General features: G+C 34.4%; 1 protein-coding gene and 1 pseudogene. One reads left to right on the top strand and one right to left on the bottom strand.

Annotation, left to right across the window (positions count from 1 at the left end):
- Positions 1-225 precede the first annotated feature (225 nt).
- On the top strand, positions 226-936 hold the full coding sequence (locus E2K98_RS30400) for a hypothetical protein (RefSeq protein WP_133340723.1): 711 nt from the start codon (positions 226-228) through the stop codon (positions 934-936).
- A 149-nt stretch (positions 937-1,085) separates the two neighbouring features.
- Here the strand turns inward: E2K98_RS30400 and E2K98_RS30405 are convergent.
- Positions 1,086-2,316 (bottom strand): annotated as a pseudogene (locus tag E2K98_RS30405) (IS110 family RNA-guided transposase); the annotation flags it as partial.

The following is a 2,316-nucleotide window of genomic DNA, read 5'->3' on the forward strand; positions in this document are numbered from 1 at the left end:
AAAATCTGAATCTAAGAAAAGAGATTAGCTACAGTCTGTAAACGATAACTAGGAGGAGCCGTGTGCATTAATAGTGCAAGCACGGTTCTGTGAGGGGGAGGAGTACAATCTACCGGAAGGTAGAAAGGCTCCCTTCTACTCGACTACTTGAAGAAGGACTTTTAAATTTGAATATAGAAATAGTAAAAAATAACAGAAATGGCTTATTTGTAATGAGGTGGTACGATGGGAATTTATATCAGCATTTATTCAATCAAGCATATTGGTACTGAAAAATACGCAAAAAATTTCTTTGATTTAATGGACCAAAGTGGATTAAATATTGAAAAAATAGGATTATTCGAACCAGTAAAAAAATCATTTTCAATGGAAGATGCTATTGGTATGTGGACGACAGAAGAACCTGGAATATATGATTTCGAAACTAACAAAATGATTGGCAAATCAGGCGGAATGCTTGGAAAGAGTAAGGGATATTGGTGTCAAACTCATTGGTGGTTGCACCCGACTGAACTAAGTCTGAACTATCTAACCATTTATTTGAATAAAAAAGTATTTAATCAAATAAAGAATGATATATTGCCATTGTTTGAAGGGTTAGTGGACTGTTTCGAAGCTATTTACGGCTATGTAACAGAAGAAGAGGCTGAGGATAGACAGCATATAACAGGAACATTAAAGGAAAGAATTCCAGGCATCTTTTGGCTTAACTACTTTTCTCAAGGCTTTGTAGATTACTTAAATAACGGAAATTCTCTTTATGACATTCCTTGGCAAAAATTAAAAGGATTTAATAATAATGGGATTATATCTCAATTGACTGAAGACCCCTTCGACCGAACAATAGCGGATTTGGAAAAAAAGGTACAAAAACGATTGGGTGTCAGTAAATTTAATGCAACTGCCAAAGATTATCCAAAAATACTAATACAATAATTGTTCTTCAACTAAACCAGCTAATAGTTTGTCAACATTTTTCAATAAAAGCTTAAAATTTTTTATGTTATACTAAAAATGCGCATGCCAAACAACCCTCCTAGATTCGACTTTTGGAAGGTTTTGTATTGTTTGGTTTTATTTATAAATTAAGCGATATCTTGGAAAGTAGTGTTGGTTTTTAATAGTGCGTAAATCCAGTGTAAGAGCTTATTTGCACAAGCGATTACAGCTACTTTATAAAGTTTTCCTTCTTCGCGTTTCTTATCATAGAACTCTCTTAACCTCTTGTTGCGTGGAATGATTTCTTTGGTTGTTTTCTTTTTACGACAATCACGTATAGCGCATTTTACAGCCAAATATAAGGCACGCCTTAGCCTACTTGACCCTCTTTTTGTTATTCTGTTTACGGTTCCCTTGAACCTTCCAGACTCAAAGATACTAGGGTCAATTCCGGCAAAGGCTACAAGTTTTTTAGGGTGATTAAACTGATCAATCTCACCGATTTCGGAAATAAACATTGCCGCGATTTTTTCTCCGATACCAGGGATTGATTGGATAATCTTATATTCTATAAGTTCTTTTGCTAAAGCATCTATCTCAGCTTGAAACGAAGATAGGTGTCTTTGGTATTCTAAAAGCATATTGATATACATTTTTAGGGTTAAAATATGGCTTTGATATAAAGTCCTCTGAAAAGGATTCCTAGCTGCCGCATCTATAAGTTCCTTTGCCTTAGTATTTGCCCATTTGTGAGAGCGACTTTTACAGTGCTCTTTGATTCTAGCTGTTATCATTTCTTCTCCTTCTTCTAAGACATCGTTAGATGTAGGATAATCTAATAAAGTTAGTAAAGAAACAACAGAATATAAATCCCCAAAAACACCTACATATTCAGGGAAAACCTGATCAAGAACTGCTTGAAATTGTAGTTTGGCTTGTACATATATTCCTGTTATGTTTTCGTGTTGTCTTGTAAGATTACGAAGGTTTAAGAGATGTATTCCACGTTTTTTATAGGGCTCTAAATCCTCTTTATAGTACAACTTACAGAGATGATTAGCATCGATTTTATCTGTCTTTACTTTCCGTAAACTTGAGCTCTTGGCTCGATAGGAGACAAGAGGATTTATAATTATTAATAAATAATCTCTGTCCTAAAAATACTGAACAACGGGTGTATGATAATGCCCTGTAGCTTCAAGAACAATTGGAGGTTTAACCCCTGTTAAGTTCTCAATTTCTCTAAGAAATTGATGTAAAGTATCTAATCCCTCAAGTTTATGTGAAACTTTAAAACTACTTTTGTATGGTTTTTTCTTATCCAAGAAAGCTTGAACCTGACTTTCACCTTTTGCTATATCCAGACCAACGACTGGA

The sequence above is a fragment of the Bacillus salipaludis genome (assembly GCF_004358205.1).